This window comes from Methylobacterium sp. BI1, from assembly GCF_056680125.1.
Genome location: NZ_CM155267.1, coordinates 2,019,457 through 2,043,970, shown reverse-complemented (window position 1 = coordinate 2,043,970; position 24,514 = coordinate 2,019,457). Strand labels below are relative to the sequence as shown.

Here is a 24,514-nt window from a genome sequence, read left to right as displayed (position 1 = left end):
GCACGCTCCTGGCTAACCGCGGTGATCTACACGCCCCAGATGGCAGTGTCCGTCATCTCTGGCGTCGGCCAGCCTGGATAACGTGCACCCTCGCGGAGGTGTTCGGCCAGCGGATCACCTTCGACACGCCAGGCCACTACACGCCGTTGTTCGCCCTCGATGAGGCTGTCGCCCTCGCGGCCGGTCACCGGCCCTGCGCAGCCTGCCGGCGCCGCGCCTTCGACTGCTTCGTTTCGTGCTGGAAGGCCGCTCACGGCATCCCTTCCGATAGCTTCATCGGTGCAAAGAATATCGACCGCGTACTCCACCGAGCTCGCATCGTTCACAGCCAACAGCAACGCTATAATTCCAAGGGCGAGGACTTGCCCGATGGCACGTTCGTTCTGCTCTCAGAAGCTCAGGAACGCCCCGCGCTGCTTTGGCGGGGATGCGCTTATCCCTGGGACCACAGGGGCTACGGTGAACCCGCCAAGCGCCTCGCAGGGGCAACGGTGACTGTACTTACCCCTGCCCCCACGGTTGCAGTTTTAGCTGCTGGCTACCGGCCGATGATCTCTATAAATGCTATTCCATGATCGGCCGCATCGTACCCGCTGTCTGCGTTACACTCGTATCCATCGCGGACTTGTGTGCGCAGAGTATGATGCTCGACCCGGCAAGTCCCTCGGTGATGCCCGTACCCGCCTCTGAATACGAGGAGCTCGACCATAGTCCGCCCTATACTAAGGGCCACAATGCGCTTGGACTGCGGGCCGACGATACCGAGGACGTGCGCTCTTGCCAAAAGTACGAGGCCAGGATGGCCATCGTACAGGGCAAGGAGCCAGAGGCTTGCGCCATCCGAAAGTGCGCCATCCGAAAGATCTTGCTTCGTATCTGGCACTGCTAAGGAGTAATTTGGGCATACGTTGCAACCCGTTGCAATGCCATTTTAGCGATCCAGTTTGATTGCTGGCACCCATAGCAGTTGCTGCTCTTCCCCTCGCTCTGACAGTCCATCCGTGTGGGTGCAATGTATGTTGCCGACCCGAAACAAACATTCGAACCACTAGCGTCGAAGGTCCGGATGGGGGGCAAAACGGAAGTTGGATGACTTCCAGTTTCAAACATCCGCAATCGGCTTCGGGAGACGAACGCTAGCCCTCGTCGCGAGAGAGCGACCCAATGGCGTCGAACGCTGAGCCGTGTGCCGCTGACCGCGCCCCGCTTCAAACCGCCTGGAGCGCGCCGCCCCCCCCCCTTCGCATCAAGGATTTTTTCTGAAACAGCCTCGATAGTGTCGCCAGTGTCACGACCGGCCAGGGAAGCCTTTCGCTTGGTCGGCCTGGGGTTGGTCCGCACTTGAGCTTCGGCTTGCTGCGGGTCTTATACGCTGGGGACAGGGCGCCGGACCGGCGCCTCGATGGAACAGGTTCGGCTGGATCGGCACCGCGATTGAGCGTAAGGTGCCGCATGGAGCGCTGATTGAATGCCGAACAAGAAAATCCTTCTTTTGGAGCCGGGATACCGGAATAAGTATCCGCCGCTGGGTTTGATGAAGATCGCCCAGTACCATGGGCCGAATGGCAAGAAGGACCAGGTCCATTTCGTGAAGGGCGTTGACCGCTCGCTCATGGCGACGGCGTGGGATCGCATCTATATCACAACGTTGTTCTCGTTTGAGTTCAAGGCGATTGCGGAGACCGTCGATTTCGCGGTCGACCTCGTCCAGGGGCAGACGCAACGGATCTTTGTTGGCGGGATCGCTGCATCCCTGATGCACGAGCGGTTTCTTGCCGAGCCGAGGTGGCGCGGCATCCGGTTCATCAAGGGCCTTCTAGATAAGGCGCCCGCCACCTCCCTCGACCTGGACGCCTTCGACGGAGATTTCTACGCCGACGACACCGCGGGCAAGCCGATCGAGGACCTCATCCCCGATTACGACATCCCCGAACAGTCGAGCTACAAGTACCCGGTCCGGGACGCTTACTTCGCCTACGCGAGCCGCGGCTGCATCCGGAAGTGCCACTTCTGCGGTGTACCGAAGCTGGAGGGCGCGCAGAGGGACGCGACGGCGTTGACTGAGTTCGTACGCGGAGTTGACGCCATGTACGGACCGAAGCGCGACCTTATTCTCATGGACAACAACGTCGTCGCCTCAGCGCGCTTCAAGGAGATTATCGCCGAGATCCGCGACCTGGGCTTCCTGCCAGGGGCGAAGCTCAAGCGCGAGGGTGAGCGGGTCCCCTCCCAGCGGCGGGTCGACTTCAACCAAGGCGTCGATGCTCGCATTCTGAGCAAGGACAGGATGTACCTGCGCGAGCTATCCTCAATCTGCCTCAGCCCCCTCAGGATCGCATTCGATCATCTCGGGCTGAAGGACCCCTACGAGAAGGCGGTCCGCTACGCGCACGAGTTCGAGCTGAACGACCTCTCGAACTACATGCTCTACAATTTCCACGACAGCCCACAGGACTTGTTCGAGCGCATGTTTCTGAACGTGCGCCTCAACGAGGAACTCGGCATCCGGATCTACTCGTTCCCGATGCGATACCAGCCGACGAACCTGCCGGACCGTTCCCACATCGGAGCCAAGTGGAACCGGTACTACCTACGCTCGGTCCAGACGGTGCTTCAGGCCACACACGGCGTGGTCTCGGGGGAGCCGGACTTCTACAAGGCTGCGTTCGGGAGCAGCCACGAGGCCTTCGAGGAGATCCTCTCCCGCCCTCACCACATGATCTTCAACCGCCACTACTACGAGAAGTACGAGGGCCAAGGCGAGTTCAACGAGTTCCAGGCTGCGTCCGCGAAGCTCTCCCCCTCGGAGCGTACGGAGCTTCTCGCCTTCCTATCGGCCCGCAACCCGGCAGAGTATGCCCGAGACCTGAGGGACCTTCCGCCGAGCATCGCGCGCGTCGCACGCTTCTACCCGCCCCTTTCAAAGGACCGGGAACTTGCGATCCGGCTAGTGCAGAAATCGCGCCTAAAGAACGAGCCCGTGGTCGACATCCGCCTCACCGTCGAGGAGGTCGTGGAGGACGCGGGTCTAGACGACGACGGCATCCTGCCGGCAGAGACCTCACCGCCCGAGACGACACGCCGCCGGCCGAGGCAGGCAAAGGAGGCCGCCTAATGAAGCCCAGCGTTGTTCAGGGGCGGGACCCCGCCCTCACGCCGACGCGCGTCGAGGAGGACGTCGTCCGGATCGGGAAGGACGTCATCGAACTCATCACGTCCGGGATGTACGTCTCGCCGGTCACGATCTACCGTGAGTACCTCCAGAACGGCGCCGACGCCATCGACGCGGCTCGGAAGGCGGGGTTGCTAGCCCCCGATCAAAGGGGCGACGTCGACATCAAGATCGACCACGGCACCCGCTCGGTCACCATCCGCGACAACGGGGTCGGCATCCTCCCCAAGGAGGCCGTCGCGGTGCTGCTGGCGATCGGCGGCTCGCCCAAGCGCGGAACGTCCGCGCGCGGCTTCCGAGGCGTCGGCCGCCTTTCTGGGCTTGCCTATTGCCGTGAGCTAGAGTTCCGCACGAAGGCCGCCGGTGAGACCTCAATCGTCTCGGTCACCTGGGATTGCCGGCTCCTCCGCAGCCGGCTCGCGGACGGGACGTTCGGCGGCGATCTCCGGCGGATCGTGGCCGAGGCGGTCTCGATCCATTATGAGATGGCCTACGAGCCCGACGACCACTTCTTCGAGGTCGTCATGCGTGACGTCGCCCGGCACCGCCAGGACATGCTCCTGAACGAAAAGCTGATCGGGCAGTACCTCGGCCAGGTCGGTCCCGTACCCTTCGATCCCGGCTTCTCTTCAACGGAGATCGAGGCGCACCTCGAGCGATATGGGGCTCGGGTCCCCCCCGTGAACCTCACGATCCAGGGCGAGCCGGTTTACCGGCCCTACCTCGACGAGTTGATTGTCCCGGGGACGACCGTCCCGCTTCGGATCGAGAACATCGAACTGCTGGAGTTCGCCGATGTCGATGGCGAGGTCGGAGCAGTCGGATGGCTCGGACACCATGGTTACACCCGCAGCATCCCAGTTGGCCTCGGCGTGCGAGGCCTCCGAGGCCGGATCGGGGACGTCCAGATCGGCGAAGCCAACCTCTTCGAGGACGTTTTCAAAGAGACCCGATTTAACGGCTGGACCATCGGCGAGATCCACGTCCTGGATCGCCGCATCGTACCCAACGCCCGACGCGACAACTTCGAAGTGACCCACCACTCCTACAATCTGCTCGCGCAGATCGGCCCAGTCACGTCGCAGATCGCTCACCGATGCCGAACCTCGTCCGTGTCTCGGAATGCTGCGCAGATCATCCGGAACGTGCTCGCGGAGGTGGATGCCCGCTTGGCAGAGGACAGGCCGTTCGACCCGGCCGAGGCGTCACGGCTTCGCTCTTCGGTTATCAGAGCTGAGGTCAAGCTGAAGGGGGTATTCGAGGAGGATGACCGCACGGAACTGGCAGCCGGCCTCGCCGACGCTAGCTCCGAGTTGGCCGCGATCCGCCCCGCCGCCGGCGCGTCGGTGATCGCACTCGACGAGGCGCTCGCGCTCATCACCAAGACGGTCACCAATAGGGAGCAAGCAAAGAAGCTGGCGGAGCTGTTCCGCCAGCTTTGCGGATAAGCCCGGCGGCTACTCGGCCGCAGCCTGCGTTGCGCCGGCATCCTCCTGAGCAGGCTCCGAAAGGTATCGCTTGTTCGGAATGAGCTTTTCGCCCCCAGCGATGTGGGTTTTGACGAGCTCGTACACCTCTCGAACGAACGCGACCTCGCTCTTCGAGAGTGGGCCCTTCTCTACGTGGTGGGTTACGTTCCTGGCTTTGTTCAAACGTCCAAGCCAGCGGGGGAGCAGCGTTTTCTTGCCCTTTCCAATGAAGTTGTAGTGATCTTTGAAAAGATCCCAATTGTCGCCATTGATAACGATGTCGGAGTAGTTAGAGAAAGTCAGGTAACGCCACCGCTCCAGCTCCCCCTGCTGGTCGTTGCAGCGACTATCGCAGTCTTTACGGATGGACGTGGGGACGCCCTGGAACCACCACTTGTCGCCGGCGAGCCCGTACTTCTCCTGCAGGCGATGCAGCACGTCCTCGAAGATCACGGTGTTCATGTAGTCGATCTTATCTTTAGCGTCCTTCGTTCCTTGAACGTCGCGGTTGGCCATGTGCGCGGCCACCTTCGGCGGGTTGAAGTCATTCTTTACCTCGGAAACGAGGCTCATCATGTAGAGACAGTTCTCAGTCACGCTCTGGAGAGAGCTGCCGCGCCGCCTGTACTCGTTGATGCTGGCAGCATCTGAGTTCTTAAAGAAGTCGACGACAGGTTGCGTGTAGGGTTCCACAAGCTCGACGATGTCCTCGGCTGTCAAACTCTCGCAGCTCACGCTCTCCTTGTGCTCGATAAAAATCATGAGTTCCTTGAAAAGCTCAAGCAGCGCACGGATCCCATTATTGGTGCACAGATAGCCGCCCTTGGCATCCCCTAGCAGCCAGTGCTCCTGCAACTGCGACGCAAAGATATTCAGGTATTGTGAGATGGCCGACACGGCCTTCTCCATCGTAGCCTCGGAGGCTCCCGAGAGGTCGGAAAGCCTGCCGCCCTTGATCGAGGTCGAACTCTTGTGAGCAGACCCGAGCATTGCCTGGTGGCCTATCCCGTCGGAGATCGAGACCAATGAGAGGCACCGTTCACTCGACTTGTCCTGGCCGATCGTGGCGATCCTGCCGCGTATGGGGGACATTTTATGCTTATTGAGCTGCAGGGAGACCCTGGCTAGTAGGGCGTCTAGGCGCTTTTTCGGATCGACGTCGTCGATGTTCAACCCGGAGATGATTTCCTCGACGAGGCCTCGCTGGACGCGAACCTGTTGGGTATTGATGTCAACGAATAGTTTGATCTCCTCTCTTACCGGCAGATTTTCGTAGGCGAGCACTGTCACCACCGACTTGTCGTTCTGCGCTTCACGGCTCGCGTGGGCGTAGCCGTAGAGCCGGTGTTGCCCGTCAATGACCCACGCGGATCCGTATAGCCCCGGGAGCGACAGAGAGCCGGTGGCGGTGTCGTCAAAGCTCTCCTTGCGATCAAAGTTTAGCTTCCCATCGACCTTAAGGTTCACCACGATGTTGGTGGGGAACTTCCCCCCATCGTCGATGTACTCGCCGATCGCCTTCAACCGCGATGCCTTGACCATGCGCTGATAGGTCTTGAAGTCGTCGTTGGATACGGCAGACCGGTGGCTGATGTAGGCGATTTTGAGCAGATCATGCGGGGACATGAGGAAGTTGTAGAACGGCTTGCCACCCATGAAGCCCCTTGTGGCGGGGACCTTGGTGCGCAGTCCCTCGATCCGCTCGCCGGCGAAATAGCGACCCAAGAACTGATACCGTGCTGCGTGCTTCAGCAAGCCGGTTAGATCCGCGAAATATTTAAGATCCGCATCGTCGATTATGGCGATCCGGTTCTCGATTGCGCGCTCGCGGTCAGCTTTGCGCCAATCGACGTTTCGCGTCGCTATCGCGAACTTGACCTTTAATTTTGGATCCTTCCCGAACTGCTTGTGAACCGCAGCGATGACCTCGTCACGGAAGCCGCAAATCTTGTCGATGAGCGCTTTGACCGACTTCGGCCCCACCTCCTTCGAATGGGTGCACTCGACGATAATGGCTGTCTCGTCATCTTTGGCAAAGACGTCGAGTTGGCGAGCAGGTGCCATCGGTCCGGTCTGGACCAGAAACTGCCGCCCCTCGTTCAGCGCCTTAAACCCCATGCGGTAGAGCAGGCACCAGACATCGTCTTCCAGCTGCCTGTCGATCGGCTTGGACTTATGCAGACGCGTCGATCTCGCGTTCCGACGCAAGACAGACCAACCATCTGCCTCCTCGCCTGCAACCTTCAGCTCAAGCGCCTCTGAACTTCCTGCAGATACAGTCTTTTCATCACTCGACTTAGACTTGAGGTTATAGGTTTTTTGCAGCGCCTCACCTTCGACGAGGCCGACCAACGCGTCTTGCATAAAACGACCCTTGTCTCCACGGTGCGACACTCGCGTCCGCTTGGCCCGCAACCTCAGATGTAAAGCTTCACGAGGCGGATGGCGCTGGTCTGTGGCAATGGATCCACAACGAACATCGTTTCGCGGGAAAGGCAACTCGGCGCCCGTTATCCGGCCGCGTTGCTTGGTCGTCCGCCCCTTCAGGCTGTTTTCGTGCTGAGGCCAGGGTTCCGGCAACTGTTCCCGAAATCGGACTTCGCCTGCTCGGACGGCTCAGGGCATCGTGACCCTCCATCTGCAGGGATCAGCCGTTCGCCATCGGTACGCTTGGCTAGATAGGCGTCCATAGCCTTGACGCGCCAGGTCACCGCCTCCATGAGCGCGACCACGATCTCCTAGCCGTCCCCAAGCACCCCCTCCCGGAACCGATTGGCCAGGGCATTCGAGCGGGCACCTTCGGGAAGCGCGAGCGCCCCAGGAAGCGCGAAGGACCGCCGGTGGGAGGGAGTGCCCTCGAAGACGGACAGTTGCTGCCGCCAACTGTCGTCCGGCCTGCGCCCGAGCAGCATCCGCAGCGTTTTCACATGAGTTCGAAACGGCACGCGACCGCTAGCGCACGGTAGTAGATAAGTGCTTTCGTTCCATCCGAACCATGGTTGACAAACGTTTGGACAGCCGACGTACTGAGCCCGAAGGCAGGTACGGTGTCCACGTGCCTGCTACACAATAGCGCTCCACACCTTCGGCTAAGTCCCTCAAAAAGCTCCGTTTTATAAGATGAATGGAGTTTCCTGCCGGGCCCACCACTCTCCCCGTGGGATACCGCGCGAGCTGGCGCGGCTGCCGCAGCGGTGATCGGGTGCGTCCGGCTAGCGGGCTGTTCACCGATCGTTGTGGAGGCTCAGATCTCCGATACGCGTGGGCGGTATCTCTATCCCGGCGATCGATGAGCACTGCCCAGCATCGGAGGGACACGAGCATGGCGGCGGCTGCGCCCCGATGGACGCGCCGGGTCGACGCGGTGATACTTTCCAGAAATTTTCCGTTTTGGTTCGTGCGGGCGCGGACGAGTGTGTCGATGACGCGATCGCGTGCCCTGACCCCCTCGTCCGCACTCATATCCGGATCGGCCTGAACCCAAAGGGGTTCGCTTACATCCGGTGGCCGCGGTGGTGGCCCATCATGTGGCCGCGATGGTGACGGTGGCCCATCATGTGGTTGCGACGGTGATGCCGCATCATGTGGCCGCGCATGTGGCGGTGACCCATCATGCGCCCATGGCCGCGATGACCGTGCATGCCGTCCATCCGGACCTCGGTGACGGCGGTCGGTGTGTCGACCGCGCCGATCATGCCGGGGGCGGCAGAGGCCGGAGCCGCCGAGATGGCGCCCAGGGTTGCCAGGATGGCGGCGGCGAACAGAGACTTCCTCATGGGCGTCCTCTCAGGCATGTTGCCGGCGCGACCTCGGGGCTGACGTCGACCGGGATGATGGAACGGCTCAGCTTCGAATACCGTTCCGCGCAGTTCGCCATTCTCCGTATTCTACGCGCCAGAGGAGATTCCTTTCGGCGGACGCCCGCGGGGGCCTTCCCCTCGCCCTGACGGCTGGGCGGGGCATCGGACCCCGCTCCGGGCTGGAAGCCGGCGCAACGCATCGGCGTCTCCGCGACAGCATTCGACCGAGGCAGCGACGTACCCGGTCGATCTCCCGCCGCGGGATCCGGGGCCGGTACGAACCCATGGTCGATCGGACGGCTTCGCCACCGTGAGGGCCGAGGCCGTCCGATGCGCGGACCAGCCTGGATTGCTGGTCCGCACAGTGTGAGCGGGGCATTTGCGCGCCGAGCGGATCCGGGATCGAATTGGTCATCGCGGGGGTCGGGACACCCACATGGGGATGTTCCGACCCTTTCATTCATCTGGCATCCGAGGGTGACGGGCTACCGCGTCCGGACATCGTAGCGGTCGAGCATCATCACCTTGTCCCAGACCTTCACGAAATCCTTCGCGAACCGGGCTTCGCCGTCGCTGCCCGCATAGACCTCGGCGACGGAGCGGAGCTGCGCGTTCGACCCGAACACCAGATCGCAGCGCGTCGCGGTGAATTTCGCCGCGCCGCTCGCCCGGTCGACCAGCGCGAAGGTCATGCCCTTCTCGTCGGTCTTGCGCCACTCGAGGTCGACGCTGGTCAGACTGACAAAGAAGTCGTTCGAGAGGACGCCGACCCGGTCAGTGAAGATGCCGTGCTTCGAGCCATCGTGGTTGGCACCGAGCGCGCGCAGGCCGCCGACCAAGGCGACCCACTCGGGGGCGGTGAGGGACAGGAGATAGGCCTTGTCCAGGAAGAGCTCTTCCGGCGAGACGCGACCCGACGTGATGGGCGCATAATCGTCGGCCACGTAGTTCCGGAAGCCGTCCACGACGGGCTTCAGCCACGTGAACATCTCGATGTCGGTGAGCTCCTGCCGGGTGTCGACGCGACCCGGCGTGAACGGGACCATCGCGGGATGGCCGCCGTCGGCGAGCGCCTTCTCGACGGCGGCACACCCGCCCAGCACGATGAGATCGGCCAGCGACACGCGCTTGCCGGCCTGACGCCCGTTGAAGGCGTCGGCGACCTGCCGCAGGGCGGCCACCACCGGGACGGTCCGGCGGTTGATCGACCAATCCTTCTGCGGGCTGAGCGCCAGCCGCCCCCCATTGGCTCCGCCGCGCTTGTCGCTGTCGCGATAGGTCGAGGCCGCCGAGAAGGCCGTGAAGGCGAGATCGGACACCGACAGGCCGGTGGCCAGGATGTCCCGCTTCAGCGCGTCGACGTCGCCGTCGTCGATGAGGTCGTGGTCGCGGGGCGGGATCGGGTCCTGCCAGAGCAGGTCGTTCTCGATCTTGACCTCGGGGCCGAGGTATCGCTCCTTCGGACCCATGTCGCGGTGGGTCAGCTTGTACCAGGCCTTCGAGAAGGCCAAGGTGAAGGCGTCGAAGTCGTTGAGGAACTTCTCGCAGACCTTCCGGTAATCCGGATCGACCTTCAGGGCGATGTCGCTGGTCATCATCATCAGGCCATGCATCTGGCCCGGGAGATGCGCGTCCGGGGTCTTGGGTGCGTCCGGATCGGCCGGCGTCCATTGCGACGCGCCGGCCGGGCTCTTGGTCTGAACCCATTCGAACTTGAAGAGGTTCTCCAGGTAGGCGTTGTCCCACTGGGTCGGGTTCGGCGTCCAGCTGCCTTCGATCCCGTTGGTCATGGTGTACTGCGCGAAACCCGTGCCTTTGGGATTGTGCCAGCCCAGGCCCATCGCCTCCATCGGGGCGATCTCCGGCGGAGGCCCGACCTGATCGGCCGAAACCATGCCGTGGCTCTTGCCGAAGGCATGACCGCCGGCGATCAGCGCAACGGTTTCCTCGTCGTTCATCGCCATGCGGGTGAAGGTCGTGCGGATGTCGCGCGCCGACCCCATCGGGTCTCCGTTCGCGTAGGGGCCTTCCGGATTGACGTAGATCAGGGCCTGGTGCGAGGCGGCCAACGGATTTTCAAGGTCGTAATCCGCATCACCGTTCTGGCCGCGCCAGCGCTTGTCACGGGTCACCATGCTGTCGAACGACGAGACGTCGTTCGGGTCCCAGATCTCGGGCCCCCAGTAGGTCGCATTGTCGGCTTCCCACGCGTCCTGGCGTCCGCCGGCGTAGCCGTAGGTCGGGAAGCCCATGATCTCCAGGGCGCAATTGCCGGTCAGGACCATCAGGTCGCCCCACGACAGGGCGCTGCCGTACTTCTGCTTGATCGGCCAGATCAGGCGCCGGGACTTGTCGGTGTTGCCGTTGTCCCACCAGCTGTTGATCGGCGCGAAGCGCTGGAGCGCCTCGCCGGCTCCGCCCCGGCCGTCCGCGATCCGGTAGGTGCCCGCCGCGTGCCAGGCCATGCGGATCATCTGCGGACCGTAATTGCCGTAATCCGACGGCCACCATGCGACGGATGTCGTGAGGAAGGCCTTGATGTCCTGCTTCACCGCATCGAGATCGAGCGTCTCGAACGCAGCCTTGTAGTCGAAGTCCTCGCCCAGGGGATTCGCCTGAGGGCCGTTCTGATGAAGGAGCTCGACCTTCAGGCGGTTGGGATACCAATCCGACAGCATTGGCGGACTGCCCACGGCGCCCCCGATCCGGTCGCCGCCGAAGGGGCATTTCCCCTGCATCTCGAAGGTCTTGGTGTTCAGCTTGCTGGAATCGGCGATGGTCAACGCGGCGTCCTCTTCCTCGTCGTCGGGAGCGTTTTGTCGAAATCGCTCCCGACGGAAAACTCCTCTGGAGGGGTTCCGGCTTGTTGAGAGCTAATAACGCGAGGAATTATAGGGTAGCCGCGAAGGACTGACACACCATCACGGCGATTTGATAGATTGTGTATTCAGATCAAGATTTCGGCAATATTATCCCAATGGAACAGAATTCGCCGAATAATTCGGCACGTCGCTCAGGGTTGTCCGTCGAACCGGGGCCATGATCCGCGGTCGATGGAGACGGCGATGCAATGTTCGCGCGGCGTCATGCCGTCGACGGTGCCGACCGCGGAGCGCCTCGACCGATCTGCACAGGATCGATGAAGGCGGGCCGCGTGCGGATCACACCGCCGAAGAGCCGTCCGGTCCGATGGGCGGAGGATGGAGCGTTCTGAGGACTCATCCGGGTCGTCGCCATGCGCGCTGCGGCCCTCCCTGCACGCGGACATTCTCCCCTCCCCGCGCTTGTCTCGACGATGCCCGATTTCGTTCTCGCCGATGATGCAATTTCCGAGCTTCCGGCCATTCTGATCTTCGCACCTGGTCCACCGGACGCCCCGACGGCCGCCGCGAACGTCACGCAATGCGGGATGTTCGCGTGCTGAACGGGCTCTACGGAGCGCCGCGCGCGCGCCTTGCCGTGGGCGTCCGATCCGGGAGGATCTCGGTCCGGCCGGGAGCGACGGAAACGTCTGCGTCCGCTCCCGGCGATGGAGCGACGGCCCTATCGGCTTCATCCGGCCATTGGCCCCCGCCCCGCGCAGCGGACAGGGGGGGACTCCCTGTCCGCAGAACCGCTGTGCGGTCTCGGCGATCCGCTCAGAGAGACGGTTCCGGCGCGGGCTCGCCCCAGGCCTTCACTGGAAAGGTCACGTCGTAGGCCAGGTTGAAGACGAAGGCGTAGGCCACGTAGAAGGCTGCGATCGCGAGATCCATGAAGAGGGCCTCGGTGAAGCCGATGCCGAGATACCAGGCAATCGGCGGCAGCAGGATCACGAGCAGCCCCGCCTCGAACAGCACCGCATGCGCCGCCCGCAGCAGGAGGCTCTTGCGGGTATGCCCGACGAGCCGCTGCATCGCCCGGTCGAAGCCGAGGTTGTAGAGGTAGTTCCACATCGTCGCCGCCAGGGCGCTGCCCACGCCGATCACGCCCATGGCCGAGGCGTGCAGGCCGAACAGCAACGTCCCGAGCGGGATGATCAGGACAAGCCCCAACACCTCGAACAGGATGGCGTGGCGGATACGGTCGCGGGTCGTACGCATGGTGTTTCCTGAACTGGTCCTTTGGATCCGCCGCCTTCTATCTGGCATACCGCGATCAGCAAGTTGGAACGTATCGGAAAATCGGATAGATGGCAGTCTCGCTCGATCAACTCCAGGCGTTCGTGGCGGCCGCCGAGGCCGGCTCTTTCTCGGGCGCGGCCCGCGCGTTGCGCAAAGCCCAGTCGGCCGTCAGCACCCAGGTGTCGAACCTGGAGGCCGATCTCGGCGTCACCCTGTTCAGCCGGGCGGGCCGCAATCCCATTTTGACCCCGGCGGGGGAGCGGCTGCTCTTGGAGGCCCGCGTCGTGATCGAGCGGCGCGAGCACCTCGTCGGCGTGGCGCGCAGCCTGGAGCAGCGGGTCGAGAACCGGCTCGTGGTTGCCATCGACGAACTCTATCCTGAGCACGCGCTCGGCGCGCTGTTCGCGGCCTTCGCGCGCCAGTTCCCCTTCGTCGAGCTGGAACTACTGTTCCCCCTGATGGAGGATGTCAGCCGCATGGTGCAGTCCGGGGCGGCCGACCTCGGCGTGATGTGGCGCCAGGAGGTGTTGCCCACGGAACTCGGCTTCCAGACCATCGGCTGGGTGCCCCTGAAGCTCGTCTGCGGGCGTGACCATCCCCTGGCCAAGGCCCGGGTGGAGTGGGAGGAGTTGAAGCGGCATCGCCAGATCCTCGTCGCGGCGCGCAGCGACGGACCGGAGAAGCGCCGCCTGCGGGTGGCTGCCGAGGTCTGGTGGGTGGAGAGCCACTGGGTGATCCTGGAGATGGTCAAGCACGGGATCGGGTGGGCTTTCGTCACGGACCACGTCATCGCCGCGTCGCAGACTGCGCCCGATCTGGTCACGCCGGACCTGCAGTTCGATCAGGGGGACTGGCCCATCGCCCTGGAACTCGTCTGGCACAAGCAGCGCCCGTGCGGCCCGGCCGCGGCTTGGCTGCGCGAGCGCTTCGCAGCGGAGCGGATCGGCAACCCGTCGGGTGCCGGCCGGACGTCGTGAGGACGAGATCTGAGATTTGCGTCCGTTTCCGATCTCACTCGCGAGGCGTCTGCCGACCCGATGGCGTCCCGGGTTCCGCCCGATCTGGCTCCGCGGCCGATCGTAGGCACCGCGTTGCGATTCCGTGCGCACGGAGCGGTGCGACGACGACGTGCCGGATACGCGCAGCGAAAACTGGCATGAAGCGTCGCGGAAGCCGTCGCGGACCGGTTCCATCGCCGTGCGGGGATGCAACCGTCCGATGCTCATGCCCGGGAGGGTTTTGGCGGTGCGCGGGTGGAGCCGTCGAAAGCGCACGAGCGGTGGCGAAGCGGAGGAGGATGGGTCGTGCAGCGCGGATCGGAGGATGACGGACCCGTTGCAGGGAGCGGGTCGGCGCCGGCCGTCCTGGCCGGTGGCGGCACGATGGCGGCGCGGCTGCGCGCGCATGACTGGTCCGGCTTCTCCCTCGGGCGCCCGGAAATCTGGCCGGCCGGTCTGCGTTCGATCGTGAGCCTGATGCTGGAGTCGCGCTTCCCGATGTTCGTGGCCGCCGGAAGCGAGTGCGCGATCCTGTACAACGACGCCTATGCTGAGATCCTCGGCCTCAGGCATCCGGCCGCCCTCGGCCGGCCCTTCCGCGACGTGTTCTCGGATGTCTGGACCCATGTCGAGCCTCTGGTCGAGCGCGCCCTCGCCGGCGAGGCGACCTGGTCGGAGAACATGCCGTTCGTGCTCGATCGGCGCGGCTACCCGGAGGCGGCGTCCTTCACGTTCTCCTACTCGCCCCTGCGCGATGACGCCGACCGGGTGATCGGCCTGTTCTGTGCCTGCGCCGAGACGACGGCGCAGATCGCCGCGCAGGCGGACCTGAGCGAGGCGGAGGCGCGCCTGCGCCTCGCTACCGAGGCCTCCGACATCGGGTTCTGGGACGTCGACGTCGTGAAGGACACGGCCTACTGGCCGCAGCGGGTAAAGGCGATGTTCGGCATGTCGTCGGACGCGCCGGTCTCGGGCGCCGAGTTCCTCGCCGGCCTGCATCCGGACGACCGGGAGTCGACGATGGCGGCCTTCGCGGCCGCGCTCGATCCTGCGCGCCGCGCCGTCTACGACGTCGAGTACCGGACTGTGGGCCAGGTGGACGGGCTCGTCCGTTGGGTCGCTGCCAAGGGGCGCGGTCTCTTCGAGGGCGAAAGCTGCGTGCGGGTGCTGGGCACCGCCATCGAGATCACCGACCGCAAACGGTCCGAGGCCGCCCTGCGCGCCAGCGAGGAGCAGTTCCGGGTCCTGTCGCAGGTACTGCCCAATCTCGTCTGGACCACCGATGCGTCCGGCGCCGCCGACTGGTTCAACGAGCGGGTCTACGCCTATACCGGCCTGGGGCCGGGCGACCTGGACGCGGCCGGATGGCTCGCCATCGTTCATCCCGACGACCAGGCCCTCGTGGCCGAACGATGGAGCGAGACCGTCTCCGCTCTCTCGGAATACCAGTGCGAATATCGCCTCCGGCGTGGGGACGGAACCTATCGCTGGTTCCTCGCACGGGCGCAGCCGGTGCTGGCCGGAGACGGCTCCGTCCTGCGCTGGGTCGGCACCAGCACAGACATCGACGACCAGAAGCGGGTGATGGCCGAACTCCTGCGCTTCAACGAGACGCTGGAGCAGCGGGTCGCCGAACGCACCGCCGAGCGCGACCGGGTCTGGCGCAATTCGCGCGACCTCCTCGTCGTCGTCGGGGCCGATGGCATCTTCCGGGCGGTGAACCCGGCCTGGGAGGCGATCCTGGGCCAGCATCCGGCGGACGTCATCGGTCGCAGCCTTCTGGAGTTCGTCTGGCCGGACGACGCCGACCTCACGCGCGAGGGACTGGCTCGGGCGGCTTCGGCCAACGACCTCACCAACTTCGAGAATCGCTACCGCCACGCGGACGGCACCCCCCGCTGGATCTCCTGGCGAACCTCCGTGGAGGGGGACCTCGTCTACGCCTATGGGCGGGACATCACCGCGGAGAAGGCGCAGGGCCAGGCGCTGCAGCAGGCCGAGGAAGCCTTGCGCCAGTCCCAGAAGCTGGAGGCCGTCGGGCAACTGACCGGCGGCGTCGCGCACGACTTCAACAACCTGCTGACGATCATCCGCTCCTCGGTCGACTTCCTGCGCCGGCCGGACCTCGCGGAGGAACGCAAGGCCCGCTACCTCAACGCCGTGTCCGACACGGTGGACCGGGCGGCCAAGCTGACGGGACAGCTCCTCGCCTTCGCCCGGCGCCAGACCCTGAAGCCGGAGACGGTGGACGTCGGCAATCGGTTGCGCAGCGTCGCCGAACTGCTCGACACCGTCACGGGCGCGCGCATTGCGGTCCGGACCGAGCTGCCGGACCATCCCTGCTGCGTGCGGGTGGATGTCAGCCAGTTCGAGACCGCCCTCGTGAACATGGCGGTCAATGCCCGGGATGCGATGGAGGGCGAAGGGACCCTGATCCTGAGGCTGGATTGCGGCGTGCCGCTTCCCTCCATCCGCGGCCATGCCGGCGCCCCCGGGCCCTTCGCGGCAATCTCGCTCTCAGACACGGGCGCGGGTATCGCCGCGGACGTCCTGACACGGATCTTCGAGCCGTTCTTCACCACCAAGGAGGTCGGCAAGGGCACGGGCCTCGGCCTGTCGCAGGTCTTCGGCTTCGCCAAACAGTCGGGCGGCGACGTGGCCGTCGCCAGCGCGCCGGGGCATGGCACGACCTTCACGTTGTACCTGCCCGAGGCGGAGATGGACTTCGTCGCGGCCGGCGATGGTGCCGAAACGGCGGGCCTGGAGCCGGGCGGTGCCGGCCAGCGTGTCCTGGTGGTCGAGGACAACATCGAGGTCGGTCGGTTCGCGACCCAGATCCTGCAGGACCTCGGGTATGCGACGACCTGGGCGGCCAACGCGGAGGAGGCTTTGGACCGCATCGGTCCGGATGGTGGCGGTTTCGACGTCGTCTTCTCCGACGTGGTCATGCCGGGCATGGGCGGGATCGAGCTCGCCAAGCTGCTGCGGCGTCGGCTGCCGGATCTGCCGGTGGTGCTGGCCTCCGGCTATAGCCACGTGCTGGCCGAGGAAGGCGCGCACGGCTTCGAGCTGCTCCAGAAGCCCTACTCGGCCGACCAGGTCTCCGCCATCCTGCGTCAGGTGGTCAGGCGCAGGCCGGGCCGTATGGGCCGCGGAACGTCCGCGGCGCCAAGCTGGGACCCGGGGCTTGCGAACCGCTGAGATGGCGGAGGAACCGGCTCGCCGATCCGGTGCCCGCAGCAACCCGGCATCGCGGCCGACGCCTTGAGGCGACGTCGGCCTCGTCGCCGGCGGACCTCAGGCCGGACGGCCGTCGGCGGCGTAGCGGTCGATGGCCGAGGGCAGCTCGCGCGAGAGCCGGGAGAGGAGCGCGCCACGGCTCAGGCCGGTCTGCTGGGTCAGGTGGTCGAGGGTGTCCGAGCCGATGGCCCGCTCCAGGTCCGCCTCGGGGATGTCGCGGTTGGGGCCGTGGTTGACCCAGGAATTCGCCGTCTCGCCGTGGCCGCCCTTGGTGAAGTGGTCGACGAGTTCGCTCAGGCCGCTGGCGATCAGGCCGCCGACCCCGGCGGTGCCGACGCCGCCCAGAAGCCCGCCCAGGCTGCCGAGGCCGCCGCCGGAGGGGGCGCTGGACGCCGTGTTCGGGATCGGCGGGAGGGTGCGCTGCGGCGCGCCGGCCTCGTGGCCCTTCAGCAGCTCGGCGAGCTTGTCGCGGTTCTGGTAGCCGGCCACGGCCAGAAGGCCCAGCAGCGCGGTCATCGACGGGTAGCCCTTGCTCATCGTCTATCCTGGGGTTCGGGGTCTGCAAGAAGCGGGACGTCCGCGGGAGAAGCTCGCCCACCGGTGGGATCGCCATCGGCGGAGGGTCCGCGCGTGTCGAAGGAAACGGTGACGGGGTACCGACGGATCCCGTGGTCCGGTCCGGGGTGGCTTCCCGAGGTCTTTAAACTCCGGAAAATCTTGTGCCGGATCGCGGATCAGCGCCGGGACCGGGACAGCCAGCCTACCGCGAACGCGACGGCGGCGAGGCCGAGGAGCGCGGAGGTGCGGTTGTCGTTGGCGTAGCGCGCGGCCTGTCGGCCGTAGGTCGTGCCGCGCTTGGCCGCGTGACGGGCGAAGTCCCGGCCGTCCGAGATGAGGGTGCCGGCGCGGTCGCGGGCCTCGTCGACGTAGTGCCGTCCGTCCTCGACCAGGTCGCCGGCGCGGTCGCGCACCTCGTGGGCGAGGTGGCGGCCGTCGTCGACGAGGTCCTCGGCCCGGTCGCGGGCGCGGCCATAGGCGTACTGGGCGCCCCCGGCCACCTGGTTCACGGCGCCGCGCACCTGGCGCGCCGGATCACCGGTGAGACCGCCGACGACGGTCTGGGCACGGCCCTTGAGGTGGCGCGAGGCGCCGCGGAATTGATCGCCGTTCATGAGGAACTCCCGTGTTCGCGGATGATGGGGGTGACGGGTGCCCGGTGGGGGCGCCCGTCACCGGCGCGGATCAGCGCTTACCGGTGACCTTGTCGACCACGGAGGCGACACCGTCCTTGGCCTCGCCGACGGTGCGCTGGGCCTCGCCCTTGAGTTCCTGGGCCTTGCCTTCGACCACGAGCCTGTCGTTGCCCGTGACCTTGCCGGCGGCCTGCTTGACGTTGCCGGCGGCCTCGTTGGCGAGGCCCTTCAGCTTGTCCGTGGTGCTGCTCATGGGATGTCTCCTTGCGTTGGGAGGATTGGGATGGGCCGATCGGCCGGTCGCGGGGACCGGCCGGGACGAGGGCTCAGGCGCGGCGGGCGTCGTAGCTGTCGGCGAGGGTGTGGCGCTTGGGGGCGCCGAGGCGGCCGCCGAGGAAGCCGGCGAGCGCGCCCAGGATCAGGGCGAGCGCGCCGTAGAAGGCGCCCTGGGTGGCGGCCGACTTGGCGGCGACGGCGGCGGCCTCCGCCTTCTGCTTGGCCGTCGCGACGGTCTCGTCGTACTGCTTGCGGTAGTCCTGGATCTGCGCCTTGGCCTGCTCGACCGGGATGCCCTGGGCCTTGGCCAGGGCGTCGGCCGCGCGGGTCTCGGCCTGGGCCTTCTGGGCCGGATCCCCGGTGAACAGGGCGCGGATGGCGGCCACCGCCGCGTCCTTGGCCGCCTGCGGGTCCTGGCCGGCGGCCTGGTTGCGCACCGACTGCTCGATGCCGTCGAGGGGATTGGAGATCTTCGACAGCGACGGCGCGGCCGCCTGGGCGGCGGTCTGCACGGTGCCGCCGACGAGCGAGCCGGCCCCGCCCAGCGTGCTGGTCACGCCCGAGAAGGCGCCCCCGATCAGGCCGCCGGCGGCGGAGGTCAGGAGGTAGAGCACCACCAGGGTGGTCACCGCCCAGGAGACGAGGCCGTGCAGGCCGGCCGCGCCGGGGACGGGCTTGCCCGAGAGGCGCCCGGCGATGAGGCCGCCGGCCAGGGAGGCGAGTACGCCCGAGCCCACGAACCAGAGGCCGGCGCTCAGCGAGAGGGTCGAGGCGGCCGGGTTGTCGGCGGCGTTCGCGCCGACGCTGGACAGGCCGACGCCGACCCCGACCATGTTGAGGATGACCTGGGTCACGAGCGCGGTGACGGCGCCGGCGAAGATGGCGCCCCAGGACACCTGGTTCAGCAGCACGGTGCGGGTGTCGGCCGAGGCGGCCGGGGTCGCGAGGATGGGGGAAGTGGACACGTGACAGGTACTCCGGGTCGTCGGTCGTCCGAGATGTTCGGTCGTTCGAGGGGGCAGTCGGGGGTGGAACTCAGGAGGCGGGGGTGGAACTCGAGGGTCCGACCACGCGGTCCCGGCGCGGTCGGACCGATCGTGGACGCGGGTCAGTCGCGGCCGTGGATGAGCAGGCCGAGGCCGTAGCCCAGCAGGCCGGCCACCAGCAGGGCGGCCACGGGATGCTCGGCGATCTGGCTGGTGGCTTCGCGGCCACCCTGGCGCAGGTATCGGCCCCCGTTCTCATAGGCGTCCTCGGCCCGGTCGTAGGCCTCGCGACCGGCGCTGCGGACCGAACGCTCGGCACGCTCGTAGGTGTCGCTGGCCGCCCCCTGGGCGCGGCGGGCGCGGTCCTCGACGTCGTCGGACCCGATCAGGTCGCCGACCGTGTCGCGGACCTTGCCGCCGATGTCGCGGGCGGTGTCGGCCACCTGCTCGGCGGCCTCGCGCACGCCGTCCTTGGCCTGGCCGTAGAGGGTCTCGGCGGCGCCCTGCGCCTCGCGGGCCCGGCCCTCGAGCGGGTCCCGCTTCGAACCGGTGAGGTCGCCCACCGCGCCTTGAACCTTGCCGCCAAGCTCCTTGGCGGTCCCCGTGATGCGATCCGTGTCGACCATGCTGATTGTCCTTGCTGTGCGCGTCTCGTGACGCAGGAGTGTGTGGCTGGGTGCGGCGGGAACCGCCGTGGCCGGCCAGGCCGTCCCGAGCGCCGGGCCGATCCGGGTGGTATTGGCCTGAGTGAATGCCGATCCGGTCCAAACCGCTGACGGTGGCAGTCATGTCTCGTCCGCTGCGTTCTTTCCGCTGCGTCCTTGGTCCGGCGTTCCTGATCCGTCAGATGGCCGCTCCCACCAACGCATCAATAGTCAAAACGTACCGGTAAGACGGGTCTTCTTACCCGGATGATGCTGTCGGGAATCCATTGTTGCGTCCCCAGACGATGGCTTCGGAACGCTTGTGCACGTCGAGCTTGCGATAGAGCGCTGCCGCGTGGTTGCGCACGGTATTCTTCGAGAGGTTCAACCGCTTGGCGATGATCTCGTCGGAAAGTCCGGCGCAGATCAGGTCCAGGATCTGACGCTCCCGCACCGTCATGTTGGGCGAGACCGCATCCTGGTGCCCGGCGCCGGGTTGGCGCAGGTGGGCCAGCTTCTCGATCAGTCCGCGGCTGAACCAGGAGGTGTCGGCCATCACCGCCTCGATCGCCTCGAACAGTTCGCGTTCGGTTCGTTTGCGCTCTGTGATGTCCTGCAGCACCAGGAGGGCGAAGGCCTCCGCGCCGATCTCGACCCGCTCGGCCGAGACCAGGCAATCGAGGTTGGTCCCGTCCTCGTGGCGCAGGCAGACCTCCAGGCCCAGGACGTAGCCTGTGCGCGCCAGGGCCGTCTCGAACCGGTCGCGCTGCGGCTCGGAAACCCACAGGTCGAGATCGCCCGGCGTGCGGCCGGTGATCGTCTCGGGTCCAAAGCCGAACACGCGGGTGAAGGCGTCGTTCACCCCGGTGATCGCCAGACCCTCGGCGCGGACCAGCAGGGTGGGCACGGGCGTGAGGCGGAACGCCTTGGCGAAGCGCTCCTCGCTCTGGCGCAGGGCGGTCTCGGCCTTCCGGCGCAGTTCGAGGTCGGCGAAGGTGAAGAGCATGCAGGGCTCGTCACCCAGGTCCATCGGCTGCCCGGCCACGATGACGAAGCGGGTGCCTCCGTCGGGCAGGTCGAGGCACGCCTCCATCTGCGGAATGGTGCCGCCGCTGTTGAGGCGGGCGATCGCCAGGTCCCGGTTGCGGGCATTCGCCAGGACATCGACCTCGTAGACGCTGCGGCCGATGACGGCATCGCGGGTGTAGCCAGTCATCTCCAGGAAGCCGAGGTTAACCTTCACGAACCGCAGGTCGGCGAGCCGGCAGATCACGGCGGGCGCGGGGTTGGCGTTGAAGGTGGCCTCGAAGCGTGCCTCGGCTTCGAACTGGTCGGAGACGTCCTTGAGGATGAGAGCGAGGCAGCTCGGCTGGCCCTCGCGGTCGGTCGCAACCAGGCTGCGCAGCGAGTGGACGAAATCGGCATCGGGTCGGTCGGTGCGCGTGACCTCGACGATCACGTCGTGGAAACGCTCGCCCGAGACGACCCGCTCCATCGGATACTGGTTCGGGGCGTGGTTGTTGCGGTAGCGCAGGGCGAAGCGCTCGCGGTAGGCATCCACGGTTCCGCCGAGTTCCTCCAGGCTTTCGGCCCCGTGCATGGCCAGCGCCGCCGCGTTGGCATAGGCGATCGTCTGGTCCGGCTCGACCAGGATCACGCCTTCGCTCAATCCGGCAACGATCTGCTGGAGTTCATGCCTGTCGACGCCGAGTGTCACCGGAACTGCCATCCGCTTCGATTAAGTCCGGCCGTAACCGGTATCCGCGAAGGCCGGTTCCGGTCGAGTCTAGCGAATGTCTGGTATATCCGGATCATTGACGTGAACGTGATCGATCATCTGGCGTCACGCCGAGTGCACCCGCCTTCGACAGCTTGCTGGGGACGGAGTTGGGCGGGGCGTCCATCCACGCGTACGCCAGCCGAAGCGCCGCCATCGACTGCTCGCTGACGGTCGTCTCGCGTCGCCGCCCGGTGGAACCGTCGCCGCCGCCAACCGCGATTCTTGGGTTCCGATCGGCCAGGGCCGCGATGAAGTCCGTGGGACGCATCACCATTTTTACGTCGTGCACGAGACGCGCAGCGGCCTCGAAGTCATGGCGTTGCGGCGCATGCCGCGCCGGTGCGGCTGGGATGGTGCAAGTCCTCGCGAGACACCACGGGACACCCTCGGAACCCTGAAAAATGCGGGAGGATGGTGGCAGATTGCGCGCCTCGTCCCACAGAGCCTTCGAAGCACTCCGGTGATTGCAACGAAGGTTCAGCGCGATGACGGTGACGACGACCTTTTAGGAATCCGGTTCGGCGAACGGTCCGCGGCGTGGGATGGCCCTGGCGATCACAGGCCTGATCCTGATGGGGACGGTCGCGATCGCCACGCCGGCCGCGGCGCAGACCACGGAGGCGCCGGCCGCCCCCGTGTCGGCCAGCGTCGCGCCGGCCGAAGGCGCGCCGGTCACCCCCACGGTGTCCGCGCCCATGACCGTGTCGGCGGAACCGAGCGCGACGAGTGCGCAGCTTCCGGCTGCCGGTAAGGCCGCCGGCGCCGCACACGACTTTTCGCCCATGGGGATGTTCCTCGCCGCGGACATCGTCGTCCAGGCGGTGATGGTGACGCTCCTCCTGGCGTCGGTGGTGACCTGGGCCATCCTCCTGATGAAATCCCTGAGCTTGGCCCTCGCCAAGCGGCAGATCCGGTCGAGCCTCACGGCGCTGCGGTCGGTCGCCAACCTGCCGGAGGCGAACGAGCAGGTTCGCCGCGGCGTCGGGGCACTTCTCCTGGTCGAGGTCGATGGGGAGGTCGGGCTCTCCCAGGGGCTGCCGAGCGACGGCATCAAGGAGCGGGCCGCCATCGCCCTCACCCGGATCGAGGCCAGGGTCGGCAAGCGGATGGCATCCGGCACCGTGATCCTGGCGACGATCGGTTCGATCGGCCCGTTCGTCGGCCTGTTCGGCACCGTCTGGGGCATCATGGGCAGCTTCATCGGCATCGCCAACTCGAACACCACCTCCCTCGCAGTGGTGGCACCCGGCATCGCCGAAGCGCTGCTGGCCACCGGTATCGGCTTGGTCGCGGCGATCCCCGCCGTGGTGATCTACAACGCGCTGACGCGCTCCATCTCCGGCTATCGCGCCCTGGTCGGCGACGCCGTCGCGCTCATCATGCGCCACCTGTCGCGCGACCTCGACATGCGCGAGGGGGTCACCTACGGCCGCCCGTCCAATCTGCGCCTGGCGGCGGAGTAGGCGCATGGCCGTCAACCTGGGATCCAACGACGGCGACGATCTCGTCGAGAGCGCCGAGATCAACATCACGCCGTTCATCGACGTGATCCTGGTGCTGATGATCATCTTCATGGTCGCGGCGCCGCTCTCGACCGTCAGCGTCCCTGTCGAGTTGCCGACCTCCTCAGCGCCGCAGCAGCCGCGGCCGGACAAACCGGTCTATGTCAGCATCAAATCCGATCTCTCCCTCACCTTGGGAGAGGACGCGGTGCCCCGGCCGAATCTCGGCGCGGCCCTCACCGAGGCGACGAAGGGCAACAAGGACGAGCGCATCTTCCTGCGTGCCGACAAGGGTGTGGCGTACGGTGAACTGATGCAGGTGATGAACCTGTTGCGCGGCGCAGGCTACCTCAAGGTCGGCCTCGTCGGTCTCGAGGAGACGGCCGGCGGAGCGCAGCCATGATGCATCCGCCGCCTGAAGCGTTTCTTCGGGCTACCGAGCTACGTCGCGCGGAGCTGGAAAGGTCCGAGTCCTCCGCGCCGTTCCGATTCCTGGGATGGACGGTGGCCGTCCTCCTGATGGTCACCGTGCATGTCGGGCTCTACATCGCCCTGACGCAGAGGTCCGAGAAGCCCTCCCCTCCGCAGGAGATGCCCGCGGCGATCATGATCGACATGTCGCCCGAGCCCACTGTCGCGAAATCCGTGGTGGACAACGACAAGGACGGTCCGGTGGCGACGGATTCGCAGGAAGCCGAGCCGGAGCCCCCGGAAGAGACTCCGCCGCCGCCCGATCCCGAGGCCGTTCTCGAAGCGCCGCCGCCGCAGGTCGTACCACAGGCGGTTCTCCCTCCGACGCTTCCGAAGAAAGTGACGCCGCCCGAACCCAAGCCGCGCGAGAAGCCGCCTGAACGCAAGCCGCCCGAGAAGCCTCGGCCTCTCAAGAAACCAGTCCAGAAGAAGCCACATCCGAGTGCGGCGACTCGGAGCGGCGGTGGTCCGAAGTCGGACCAGCAGAACGCGAACCGGACCGCCGCCACCGCTGCCGGCTCGGCGGTCAGCCAGGCGTCCAGCGCGAGCTGGCAGAACGAGATGCGCGCCCGGATCGTCCGTTCGAAGCGCTTTCCGCCCTCCGCGGCCGGCGCCGTCGGAGTGTCGGTGGTGAGCGTCACGTTCGCAGCGAACGGCAGCGTGACGGGCGCGCGCCTGATCGCATCGTCCGGCAATGCGGCCCTCGATGCCGAGGCGGTGGCCGTGATGTACCGGGCGGCGCCCTTCCCGCCGCCTCCGGGCGGCAAGGCAATCACGCAGACGATCCCGCTGAACTTCAACCGCCGATAGCCATCCAGCCTCGGCCCGGGATCGGATCGCAAGATCCGGTCCTTCGCCCAGCCCCCATTCTGAACACGAA

Annotated in this window: 19 protein-coding genes; 7 read left to right on the top strand and 12 right to left on the bottom strand. The window is 66.1% G+C overall.

Going from position 1 to position 24,514, the window contains the following annotated elements; genetic code table 11:
* Window positions 1-26: 26 nt before the first annotated feature.
* Complete coding sequence (locus AC1MGR_RS09550; protein ID WP_480234431.1) at window positions 27-338, bottom strand: hypothetical protein; 312 nt, start codon at window positions 336-338, stop codon at window positions 27-29.
* 1,130 nt (window positions 339-1,468) lie between these two features.
* Between AC1MGR_RS09550 and AC1MGR_RS09545 the strand changes: the two genes are divergently transcribed.
* Entirely contained in the window at window positions 1,469-3,115 is a 1,647-nt protein-coding gene (locus AC1MGR_RS09545; protein WP_480234430.1) for a radical SAM protein, read from the top strand.
* On the top strand, window positions 3,115-4,620 hold the full coding sequence (locus AC1MGR_RS09540; RefSeq protein ID WP_480234429.1) for an ATP-binding protein: 1,506 nt from the start codon (window positions 3,115-3,117) through the stop codon (window positions 4,618-4,620). The genes AC1MGR_RS09545 and AC1MGR_RS09540 overlap by 1 nt, the downstream gene beginning before the upstream one ends.
* A gap of 9 nt (window positions 4,621-4,629) precedes the next feature.
* Here AC1MGR_RS09540 and AC1MGR_RS09535 read toward each other — a convergent pair whose 3' ends face one another.
* The 4 genes from AC1MGR_RS09535 to AC1MGR_RS09520 all read right to left on the bottom strand — a co-directional run bounded on the left by AC1MGR_RS09535 (window position 4,630) and on the right by AC1MGR_RS09520 (window position 12,523).
* The gene (locus tag AC1MGR_RS09535) at window positions 4,630-7,005 is read right to left on the bottom strand and encodes a DGQHR domain-containing protein (protein WP_480234428.1); all 2,376 of its coding nucleotides are present in this window, start codon (window positions 7,003-7,005) and stop codon (window positions 4,630-4,632) included.
* Between the two features lie 1,130 nt (window positions 7,006-8,135).
* Window positions 8,136-8,417 (bottom strand): hypothetical protein, encoded by a 282-nt coding sequence (locus AC1MGR_RS09530; protein WP_480234427.1) that lies wholly within the window; start codon window positions 8,415-8,417, stop codon window positions 8,136-8,138.
* Between the two features lie 509 nt (window positions 8,418-8,926).
* Window positions 8,927-11,179, bottom strand: coding sequence for a catalase/peroxidase HPI (gene katG, locus AC1MGR_RS09525; RefSeq protein ID WP_480234755.1), 2,253 nt, complete (start codon window positions 11,177-11,179; stop codon window positions 8,927-8,929).
* 900 nt (window positions 11,180-12,079) lie between these two features.
* Window positions 12,080-12,523 carry a PACE efflux transporter gene (locus AC1MGR_RS09520; RefSeq protein ID WP_480234426.1) on the bottom strand — a complete coding sequence of 148 codons (444 nt, stop codon included), beginning with the start codon at window positions 12,521-12,523 and terminating at the stop codon, window positions 12,080-12,082.
* 89 nt (window positions 12,524-12,612) lie between these two features.
* On the opposite strand from AC1MGR_RS09520, the gene AC1MGR_RS09515 reads away from it, so the two are divergent.
* Entirely contained in the window at window positions 12,613-13,521 is a 909-nt protein-coding gene (locus tag AC1MGR_RS09515) for a LysR family transcriptional regulator (protein WP_480234425.1), read from the top strand.
* 405 nt (window positions 13,522-13,926) lie between these two features.
* The gene (locus AC1MGR_RS09510) at window positions 13,927-16,743 is read left to right on the top strand and encodes a hybrid sensor histidine kinase/response regulator (protein ID WP_480234754.1); all 2,817 of its coding nucleotides are present in this window, start codon (window positions 13,927-13,929) and stop codon (window positions 16,741-16,743) included.
* A 96-nt stretch (window positions 16,744-16,839) separates the two neighbouring features.
* On the opposite strand, the gene AC1MGR_RS09505 is transcribed toward AC1MGR_RS09510, so the two are convergent.
* The 7 genes from AC1MGR_RS09505 to AC1MGR_RS09475 form a co-directional block, all read right to left on the bottom strand.
* Window positions 16,840-17,319: a YidB family protein gene (locus AC1MGR_RS09505; RefSeq protein ID WP_480234424.1), complete on the bottom strand. Its 480-nt coding sequence runs from the start codon at window positions 17,317-17,319 to the stop codon at window positions 16,840-16,842.
* A gap of 197 nt (window positions 17,320-17,516) precedes the next feature.
* Entirely contained in the window at window positions 17,517-17,954 is a 438-nt protein-coding gene (locus tag AC1MGR_RS09500) for a CsbD family protein (RefSeq protein WP_480234423.1), read from the bottom strand.
* 70 nt (window positions 17,955-18,024) lie between these two features.
* Window positions 18,025-18,228 carry a CsbD family protein gene (locus AC1MGR_RS09495; protein WP_480231872.1) on the bottom strand — a complete coding sequence of 68 codons (204 nt, stop codon included), beginning with the start codon at window positions 18,226-18,228 and terminating at the stop codon, window positions 18,025-18,027.
* Between the two features lie 73 nt (window positions 18,229-18,301).
* Window positions 18,302-19,216: a PhnA-like protein gene (locus tag AC1MGR_RS09490; protein ID WP_480234422.1), complete on the bottom strand. Its 915-nt coding sequence runs from the start codon at window positions 19,214-19,216 to the stop codon at window positions 18,302-18,304.
* 143 nt (window positions 19,217-19,359) lie between these two features.
* Window positions 19,360-19,863, bottom strand: a complete 504-nt coding sequence (locus AC1MGR_RS09485) for a CsbD family protein (protein WP_480234421.1) — start codon at window positions 19,861-19,863, stop codon at window positions 19,360-19,362.
* 277 nt (window positions 19,864-20,140) lie between these two features.
* On the bottom strand, window positions 20,141-21,598 hold the full coding sequence (locus AC1MGR_RS09480) for a helix-turn-helix transcriptional regulator (protein ID WP_480234420.1): 1,458 nt from the start codon (window positions 21,596-21,598) through the stop codon (window positions 20,141-20,143).
* Between the two features lie 94 nt (window positions 21,599-21,692).
* Window positions 21,693-21,935 carry a hypothetical protein gene (locus tag AC1MGR_RS09475; RefSeq protein ID WP_480234419.1) on the bottom strand — a complete coding sequence of 81 codons (243 nt, stop codon included), beginning with the start codon at window positions 21,933-21,935 and terminating at the stop codon, window positions 21,693-21,695.
* A gap of 268 nt (window positions 21,936-22,203) precedes the next feature.
* Between AC1MGR_RS09475 and exbB the strand changes: the two genes are divergently transcribed.
* The 3 genes from exbB (at window position 22,204) to AC1MGR_RS09460 (ending at window position 24,444) form a co-directional block, all read left to right on the top strand.
* Window positions 22,204-23,124, top strand: coding sequence for a tonB-system energizer ExbB (exbB, locus tag AC1MGR_RS09470; protein WP_480234418.1), 921 nt, complete (start codon window positions 22,204-22,206; stop codon window positions 23,122-23,124).
* Window positions 23,125-23,128: 4 nt separating this feature from the next.
* A complete protein-coding gene (exbD, locus tag AC1MGR_RS09465) occupies window positions 23,129-23,566 on the top strand; it encodes a TonB system transport protein ExbD (protein ID WP_480234417.1) in 438 nt (145 codons plus the stop codon).
* A 101-nt stretch (window positions 23,567-23,667) separates the two neighbouring features.
* Window positions 23,668-24,444, top strand: coding sequence for an energy transducer TonB family protein (locus tag AC1MGR_RS09460; protein ID WP_480234416.1), 777 nt, complete (start codon window positions 23,668-23,670; stop codon window positions 24,442-24,444).
* The last annotated feature ends 70 nt before the right edge of the window (window positions 24,445-24,514 follow it).

What these genes read in the sequence shown, in the direction of transcription:
- AC1MGR_RS09545 (WP_480234430.1), top strand. Translation starts at nt 1,469, where the DNA reads ATGCCGAACAAGAAAATCCTTCTTTTGGAGCCGGGATACCGGAATAAG.
- AC1MGR_RS09540 (WP_480234429.1), top strand. Translation starts at nt 3,115, where the DNA reads ATGAAGCCCAGCGTTGTTCAGGGGCGGGACCCCGCCCTCACGCCGACG.
- AC1MGR_RS09535 (WP_480234428.1), bottom strand. Translation starts at nt 7,005, where the DNA reads ATGCAAGACGCGTTGGTCGGCCTCGTCGAAGGTGAGGCGCTGCAAAAA.
- AC1MGR_RS09530 (WP_480234427.1), bottom strand. Translation starts at nt 8,417, where the DNA reads ATGAGGAAGTCTCTGTTCGCCGCCGCCATCCTGGCAACCCTGGGCGCC.
- katG (WP_480234755.1), bottom strand. Translation starts at nt 11,179, where the DNA reads ATGCAGGGGAAATGCCCCTTCGGCGGCGACCGGATCGGGGGCGCCGTG.
- AC1MGR_RS09520 (WP_480234426.1), bottom strand. Translation starts at nt 12,523, where the DNA reads ATGCGTACGACCCGCGACCGTATCCGCCACGCCATCCTGTTCGAGGTG.
- AC1MGR_RS09515 (WP_480234425.1), top strand. Translation starts at nt 12,613, where the DNA reads ATGGCAGTCTCGCTCGATCAACTCCAGGCGTTCGTGGCGGCCGCCGAG.
- AC1MGR_RS09510 (WP_480234754.1), top strand. Translation starts at nt 13,927, where the DNA reads ATGGCGGCGCGGCTGCGCGCGCATGACTGGTCCGGCTTCTCCCTCGGG.
- AC1MGR_RS09505 (WP_480234424.1), bottom strand. Translation starts at nt 17,319, where the DNA reads ATGAGCAAGGGCTACCCGTCGATGACCGCGCTGCTGGGCCTTCTGGCC.
- AC1MGR_RS09500 (WP_480234423.1), bottom strand. Translation starts at nt 17,954, where the DNA reads ATGAACGGCGATCAATTCCGCGGCGCCTCGCGCCACCTCAAGGGCCGT.
- AC1MGR_RS09495 (WP_480231872.1), bottom strand. Translation starts at nt 18,228, where the DNA reads ATGAGCAGCACCACGGACAAGCTGAAGGGCCTCGCCAACGAGGCCGCC.
- AC1MGR_RS09485 (WP_480234421.1), bottom strand. Translation starts at nt 19,863, where the DNA reads ATGGTCGACACGGATCGCATCACGGGGACCGCCAAGGAGCTTGGCGGC.
- AC1MGR_RS09475 (WP_480234419.1), bottom strand. Translation starts at nt 21,935, where the DNA reads ATGGTGATGCGTCCCACGGACTTCATCGCGGCCCTGGCCGATCGGAAC.
- exbB (WP_480234418.1), top strand. Translation starts at nt 22,204, where the DNA reads ATGGCCCTGGCGATCACAGGCCTGATCCTGATGGGGACGGTCGCGATC.
- exbD (WP_480234417.1), top strand. Translation starts at nt 23,129, where the DNA reads ATGGCCGTCAACCTGGGATCCAACGACGGCGACGATCTCGTCGAGAGC.